This is a genomic window from Roseateles sp. P5_E8 (genome assembly GCF_054177665.1).
The window spans coordinates 1-763 of the sequence record NZ_JBGCUM010000142.1 but is presented as its reverse complement, the minus strand read 5'-3'; the positions used below and the strand labels follow the sequence as shown (position 1 = coordinate 763).

The following is a 763-nucleotide window of genomic DNA, read 5'->3' as shown; positions in this document are numbered from 1 at the left end:
GCAATACGACGAGGCCACGGCCACCCACTTCATCGACGAGATGAAGCGCCGCGACCTGCCGCTGGCCGTCTTCCACTTCGACTGCTTCTGGATGCGCGAGTTCCAGTGGTGCGACTTCGCCTGGGACCCGCGCGGCTTCCCCGAGCCCGAGGCCATGCTCAAGCGCCTGCACGACAAGGGCCTGAAGATCAGCCTCTGGATCAACCCGTACGTGGCGCAGAAGTCGCCGCTGTTTGCTGAAGGGGTCAAGAACGGCTACTTCATCAAGCGCACGAACGGGCTGACGTTCCAGACCGACCAGTGGCAACCCGGCATGGCCATCGTGGACTTCACGAACCCGGCCGCCAAGGCCTGGTACCAGAGCCACCTGCGCCGCCTGCTGGCCCAGGGCGCCGACTGCTTCAAGACCGACTTCGGCGAGCGCATCCCCAGCGAGGGCGTGACCTACTTCGACGGCTCCGACCCCGTCGAGATGCACAACCTCTACGCGCTGCAATACAACCAGGCGGTGTTCGAACTGCTGGAGGAAGTGCAGGGCAAGGACGCCATCGTCTTCGCTCGCTCGACCTACGCCTCCGGCCAGCGCTTCCCGGTGCACTGGGGCGGTGACTGCTGGAGCACGTTCGAGTCCATGGCCGAGAGCCTCAGAGGCGGCCTGTCGCTCACCTCCTGCGGCTTCGCCTTCTGGAGCCACGACATCGGTGGCTTCGAGGGCAACCCGCCGCCGGCCGTCTACAAGCGCTGGATCCAGTTCCGGCCTGAT

1 protein-coding gene is annotated in these 763 nt (G+C 65.5%); it reads left to right on the top strand.

Annotation, left to right across the window (positions count from 1 at the left end; all coding sequences use genetic code 11):
• Positions 1-763, top strand: a 763-nt coding sequence (locus ACXRVZ_RS27670; RefSeq protein WP_458233139.1) for a TIM-barrel domain-containing protein, incomplete at both ends; no start/stop codon positions are given.